The sequence below is a fragment of the Microbulbifer sp. 2205BS26-8 genome (genome assembly GCF_030731025.1).
GTDB lineage: Bacteria > Pseudomonadota > Gammaproteobacteria > Pseudomonadales > Cellvibrionaceae > Microbulbifer > Microbulbifer spongiae.
The window spans coordinates 58,100-64,326 of sequence record NZ_JAVAMR010000021.1 but is presented as its reverse complement, the minus strand read 5'-3'; the positions used below and the strand labels follow the sequence as shown (position 1 = coordinate 64,326).

Sequence of the window (6,227 nt, the reverse complement as noted above, 5' to 3'; positions counted from 1 at the left end):
TAAATTTTTGCAAGAGCTTGTTTATACGTGCGTAACAGGTACGCAGTTTCAGGTGCTGTCAAGGCTGGACCGGTATCTGCTTTTGCATCACGATTTGGGTATAATTTGCAAAAAAAGTCCCCTCTCCCTGCAGTATTGCGCGGTTCAAATCCAATACCTGGGATCTGAATTTCTGATCGTGAAAATACAAGCTGTTGCCACGGAAACTGTATTTGTCTTTATTTTTTGCCAATAGTGTATTGAGGGCGGAAATCCTCTCCAGATAAATTTCCGCCTTTTTCACCGAGAAATTACCCGGTTGATAAAAATCGAGGACCTCGGCGTTTATTCTCTGTAAAATATATGCCTTCTCAGTATCGGAAAACCCAAAATCCTGCAGTTGTGTATTGATATCCCTGCGCAAGTCCGGCAGATATCGGCTGGCTGCCTGGACGGATTCCATCAAACCCCCGATCATGCGTTCCCGCTTATGCAAAAACTGGCGCTTTCTCAGATGTCTGATGCCTGAAATCTCGCTGGGTGAAAACTTTCCTAAAGGCTTGAAGATAGTGATATGTTGCAGGTTACTGTTTGTGGTCAGCTGCTCGCAGATTTTTACCGCATACTTCCACTTTTTAAAGGGCTCGCCCTGAAGGAGTTTCTGCGGCAGCTGCTGCACGCTGGCATTGAGTGCCTCCTCCTGCTGGTGGTAAAAATCCGGGCGGGTGCGCCAATTGTTCGCCTGCAGGCGAAAAAGGGCTAACAGGCCCTGGTTGACACATCGGATGAGCAGGGAGGCAACTTGCTCTTGCTGGTCTTTTTTTATCGCGCGATACTGATTGAGTCCGTACAGTCCGGCGGCTGTAGCGAGTAGCAGTGCGGCCGAAAACAAATATAATTTTTTCACTTTTTATTTTCTTTTCCAGGAAAAATGAATTTAACCGTTTCCTCACGTATCTCCTTAGTCCCGGTCTGGTTTACCCGGGTTTGCAACTCCGCAGCTGCAGACTGCAGGCGGATTTCATCCACAAATCCGCAGGCAATACACTCCCGGTAATTTTTCCCATTCCACCGATAATTGACGACCTTGTCCATCACGCTGCAACGGGGGCAGACCGCGGCGGCGATAAAGCGTTTTTTCAGGGTCTGCTTGTCGGTTTCCGGACTATCACTGTTTGGCATGACTACGGCTCAATATGACATGATCTGCGGATTTTTCAGGCTGGGCTGATACTCTGTTCCTGCCCCTCGATGGCGGAGTGGCGCAACAGGGCATCGATTTTTGGCTCCCGACCGCGAAACTCGGTAAACAGCGCCAGGGCATCACGGCTGCCGCCTTGTTCGAGAATAGTGTGCAGGAAGTGTTCCCCGGTGGTGCGGTCAAAAATGCCTTTTTCCTCAAAAAGGGAAAAAGCATCGGCGGAAAGTACCTCCGCCCACTTGTAGCTGTAGTAGCCCGCGGCATAACTTCCGGCAAAAATATGGCTGAAGGTGTGTTGGAAGCGATTTTCCCGAGCCACCGGTACCACGGATACTTCTGAGCGTACGGTATTCAACAGCTGCTGAATTTTTTCAGCAGACATTGCCTCTGAACAGCAATGCAGGCGAAAATCAAAAAGGGCAAACTCCAGTTGGCGCAGGGTAAACATGGCGGACTGGAAATTCCTGGCCGCCAGCATTTTCTTCAACATCGCCTGCGGAAGGGCTGCACCACTTTGGTAGTGGGAAGAGATCATCGGGATCACGGCTGGTTGCCAGCACCAGTTTTCCAGGAACTGGCTGGGCATCTCCACAGCGTCCCAGGCCACGCCGTTGATACCTGAGACGGCCTCCACATCCACTTTTGTCAGCATGTGGTGCAGGCCGTGGCCAAACTCGTGGAACAGGGTGGTAACTTCGGAGTGGGTGAGCAGGGAAGGCATCTCTCCTGCGGCGGGGCTGAAGTTACACACCAGGTAAGCGATCGGCAGCTGCAATCCCCGCCCGGTTTGGCGGCGGCTGCAGACGGTATCCATCCAGGCCCCACCGCGCTTTTCCTCGCGTGCAAAGGCATCCAGGTAAAATCCGGCAATTCGCTCGCCGCCTTTGAGCAGCCAGAAGAACTGTACATCCTCATGCCAGGTGGCAACCGAATTGTCTGCTGCCACAGCAACCCCAAACAACTTCTCCACCAGGGTGAAGAGGCCCTCGACCACCTTTGAGTAGGGGAAATAGGGGCGCAGCGCCTCCTGACTGATGGCATAACGCTGCTCTTTGAGCTTTTCCGATGCCCAGGCGAGGTCCCAGGGCTGTAGATCCTCTAACCCGTACGTTGTGCCGGCAAATTCCCGTAACTCCGCCATCTCCCGCTCAGCCGCCGGTTTGGCCCGCCCGATGAGGTCATTGAGGAATTCCAGTACGCGCTCGGTGCTCGGTGCCATTTTGCTGGCCAGGGACAGCTCTGCGTAATTGGCCATGCCAAGCAGTCTGGCCTGATCGGCACGCAGGGACAGGATGGTTTCCATCAGTGTGGAGTTATCGTAGGTTCCGCCATTGGGGCCAACCTCCGAGGCGCGACTGACAAACGCGGTGTAAACCTCCCGGCGCAACGCGCGATTGTCCGCATGGGTCATGACGGCCAGGTAACTGGGCCCTTCCAGGGTAATCAGCCAGCCCGGCAGGTTTTTGCCTTTTGCCGCACTGCGTGCTGCCGCCAGCGCCGTTTGCGGCAGTCCAGCCAGTACACCAGCATCTTCGGTGTGCCAGGTCCAGGCATTGGTGGCATCCAGTACATTGTTGGCAAACTCGCTGGACAACTGTGCCAAGCGCCGGCTGTTTTCCGCAAACTGCCGGCGCGCCTCGCCGTGCAGGCCGACGCCGCCCAATTCAAAATCCCGCAGCCCCAGCACCACCGACTGCTTGCGCGGCTGTGGCCAGTGTTCAAATTCCGGCGCGCCGGCCAGCTGCTGGTAAACCGCGTACAGGTCCCGGTTCTGTCCCTGCTCGGCCCAGTAGGCAGTGACCAGAGCGAGCGCCGCCTCATAAGGGGAGCGCCACTCGCCGCTCAACACACTGTTGAGATGACTCACCGGAGAGAAAGCGCGATTGAGTTGGTCCTGTGCCTGCTCCAGGGGAACTAACGTACTTTCCCAGCCGGGGTCCTTGAGACCCTGCTGCAATTGCTGTCGGCAACGGGCAATGAGTTCTGAGATTGCCGGCGCTACCTGGTATGGCTGCAGTTGGTCGAAGTGGGGGAGCTGGGGAAGATTCAGCAGTGGATTGGACATACAAGACCCTGTGCTCAAAATGGGATACCGCTATGATAGAGGATTCATTGTACAGGAGCTTGTTCATGTCCCCACTGCGCAGCCACAACGATGGTGTTAGCGAAAAAGTCCCGCAACTTGGCAAAAGGGTGTATATCGACCCGCAGTCGGCGGTTATCGGCGATGTCTGTTTCGGAGACGATTGTTCCGTTTGGCCCATGGCCGTAGTGCGCGGTGATATGCACCGCATCCAGGTGGGTGTGCGCACCAGTGTTCAGGATGGGGCAGTGCTGCATATCACCCACGCGGGCCCCTTCAATCCCAATGGCTGGCCGCTGGTCATCGGAGAGGACGTCACCATTGGTCACAAGGCCTGCTTGCACGGCTGTACTCTCGGCAGTCGGGTGCTGGTTGGCATTGGTGCGATTGTGCTCGATGGCGCAGTCATTGGAGACGACGTGGTCCTGGCAGCGGGCGCACTGGTCCCACCGGGGAAAACACTGGAAAGCGGGTACCTGTATGTGGGCGCCCCCTGTAAGAAGGTGCGGCTGCTGACAGAGAAGGAAAAAGCCTTTTTTTGTTACTCCGCCAAAAATTATGTGCAGTTGAAGGACCGGTACCTGATGCATGGGCGGTCCTGAACAGTTGTGCCCACAACCAGCTTTATACCAGTCTGGCCGGGGTTGCCCCTTGGGCCACTGTCCTGTTTCCACCGTTGCCGGACGGGCGTCTCAAAAAGTTGACAACGTTGTCTTATCCCCCGCTTCGAGATTAGAATTGGGACATACTGAACCGTTGCGGAACGAAGCACATGGCGACCATCAAAGACGTGGCAAAACTGGCCGGAGTGTCCTTCAAAACGGTCTCGAGGGTGATCAATCGCGAACTTTCCGTGGGCGAGGAACTCAGGGAGCGGGTATGGAGAGCCATTAAAGAACTGGACTACCAGCCCAACATATCCGCCCGACAACTGCGCGGCGGGGCCAGCTTTATCGCCTTTATCTATGACAATCCCAACAGCCACTATGTTATCGATATGCAGCATGGCATTCTCTCCGAGTGCCGCGAACAAGGATTTGAACTGCTGATTCATCCGGTGCACGCATCCGGTGGCGCGGTTGCCGAAAAACTGGAGCGGCTGGTTCGCACAAGTCACATTGCCGGTCTGGTACTAACCCCGCCCTTCTCGGAATCCCCGGAACTGATCACAGCGCTGCTGGGGCAGAAAGTGCATTTTGTGCGCATACTGTCTGCGTCGGCCGCCCCTGACGATCTCGGGCCCTGTGTTTTTGTCGATGACTTCCAGGCGGCCCTTGACATCACCGATTATCTGCTAGGCCTCGGCCATCGCCGCATCGCCTTTTTGGGGGGGGAAATGGCGCACCGCTCCAGTATCGAACGCCTCAACGGTTACAAGGATGCGCTCGAAAAGCGCCAGATCCCCCTCGACAAACAACTGGTGCTCGAGGGCCAGTACAGTTTTGACTCCGGCGCAGAGCGAACCCACAAGCTGTTGCAGTCGCACAAACCACCCAGTGCGATCTTTGCCAGTAATGATGAGGTGGCTGCCGGCGCCTTGTTTGCTGCGCGCATTGCGGGGGTTGACGTACCCCGGGCGCTGTCGATTGTGGGATTCGAGGACAGTCCGTTTTCACGCCAGAGCTGGCCCAAGCTGACCACAGCCCACCAGCCCAACACTGCGATTGCGGGCCGGGCCACACGTCTGCTGATAGAGGACATCCGCCGGCAAAGGCGGGATGGCACGGATGAGACAGTGCCGCGCAACTGTGGCTTCAGTCCCGAGCTGATTGTGCGCGATTCAACCTGTGCGGTGATACCCTGATGTTTGCACTGCGCTGCGAAAAGATTTTCGATGGCGAGGTATGGCTGCAAGACCACGCCGTGCTGGTGCAGGGCGGCAATATCAGCGCGCTGCTTTCCGGCAATGCGATCCCCACACAAGTACAAACCCAGGTTTTGGGGGACGGTTACCTGGTGCCTGGCTTTGTGGATCTCCAGGTCAATGGGGGCGGCGGCCTGATGCTGAACAGTGCACCGGAGATGGCCACCGTCGAGTGCATGGCCCGCGCCCACCGGGGGCGCGGTACCACAGCCCTGCTGCCAACGGTGATCAGTGATCGCCGCGCAGTGTATGCCGCCGCGGTGGAGGCGGTTGTGGCTGCCCGGGAAGCTGGCCACCCCGGCATACTCGGTCTGCATATCGAGGGCCCGTTCTTCGCCCCCGCGCGGCGCGGCGCCCACCGCAAAGAGATGATTCGCCAAATCAGCTATGGGGATATCGCCTGGCTGTGTGAACAGGCCAGGCGCCTGCCGCTGTTGCTGACACTGGCCCCCGAGTGCTGCAGCTCGGAGCATATCCGGCAACTGAGCGCAGCGGGGATTCGCGTTTGCGCCGGCCACAGCGAGGCCAGTTTTGCTCAGGTGCAGTCAGCACTCAGGGCGGGCCTTTCGGGTTTTACCCATCTGTACAATGCGATGAGTCCACTGACCGCCCGCGAACCGGGGATGGTTGGGGCAGCGCTGGCTGACGAAAACAGCTGGGTGGGGATCATCGCCGATGGCCACCATGTCCATGCGGCCAGTCTCAAGGTGGCGCATCGCGCCAAAGCGGCGGGGCGCCTGTATCTGGTGTCGGATGCCATGGCGACCGTGGGTGCCGGGGAAGCGGCATTTGAAATCTACGGTGAATCCATTTGCGAGCGGGATGGTCGCCTGGTCAACCGCGAGGGCAACCTGGCCGGCAGCGCTATCGGTCTGGCCGATGCGGTGCGCTACTGCCACCGGGAGGTTGGACTGCCGCTGGCCGAATGCCTGCGCATGGCCTCCCTCTACCCCGCCAGTTTTCTCGGCCTGCAGCACAGCCTGGGCCGGCTGGCCGCAGGCGTACCGGCAAACCTGACCTGGCTCGACGACGAATTACAGGTCCGCCAGACGTGGCTCGCGGGTGATACCCGCAACCACCCCCCAAACCCGTAGGACAAA

6 protein-coding genes are annotated in these 6,227 nt (G+C 57.5%); 3 read left to right on the top strand and 3 right to left on the bottom strand.

What is annotated here, in order from left to right:
• Window positions 1–58: 58 nt before the first annotated feature.
• The 3 genes from Q5Y71_RS09085 to Q5Y71_RS09075 are packed head-to-tail and all read right to left on the bottom strand — an operon-like array spanning window position 59 to window position 3,245.
• Window positions 59–886, bottom strand: a complete 828-nt coding sequence (locus tag Q5Y71_RS09085) for a hypothetical protein (RefSeq protein WP_306041791.1) — start codon at window positions 884–886, stop codon at window positions 59–61.
• Window positions 883–1,161 (bottom strand): YheV family putative zinc ribbon protein, encoded by a 279-nt coding sequence (locus Q5Y71_RS09080; protein ID WP_306041789.1) that lies wholly within the window; start codon window positions 1,159–1,161, stop codon window positions 883–885. Before Q5Y71_RS09080 ends, Q5Y71_RS09085 begins: the two co-directional genes overlap by 4 nt.
• Window positions 1,162–1,196: 35 nt before the next feature.
• Window positions 1,197–3,245, bottom strand: coding sequence for a M3 family metallopeptidase (locus Q5Y71_RS09075; protein WP_306041787.1), 2,049 nt, complete (start codon window positions 3,243–3,245; stop codon window positions 1,197–1,199).
• Window positions 3,246–3,310: 65 nt separating this feature from the next.
• Between Q5Y71_RS09075 and Q5Y71_RS09070 the strand changes: the two genes are divergently transcribed.
• From Q5Y71_RS09070 to nagA, 3 genes are all read left to right on the top strand, one after another.
• The gene (locus Q5Y71_RS09070; RefSeq protein WP_306041785.1) at window positions 3,311–3,865 is read left to right on the top strand and encodes a gamma carbonic anhydrase family protein; all 555 of its coding nucleotides are present in this window, start codon (window positions 3,311–3,313) and stop codon (window positions 3,863–3,865) included.
• A 170-nt stretch (window positions 3,866–4,035) separates the two neighbouring features.
• Window positions 4,036–5,067: a LacI family DNA-binding transcriptional regulator gene (locus tag Q5Y71_RS09065; RefSeq protein WP_306041783.1), complete on the top strand. Its 1,032-nt coding sequence runs from the start codon at window positions 4,036–4,038 to the stop codon at window positions 5,065–5,067.
• On the top strand, window positions 5,067–6,221 hold the full coding sequence (nagA, locus tag Q5Y71_RS09060; protein WP_306041781.1) for an N-acetylglucosamine-6-phosphate deacetylase: 1,155 nt from the start codon (window positions 5,067–5,069) through the stop codon (window positions 6,219–6,221). Before Q5Y71_RS09065 ends, nagA begins: the two co-directional genes overlap by 1 nt.
• The last annotated feature ends 6 nt before the right edge of the window (window positions 6,222–6,227 follow it).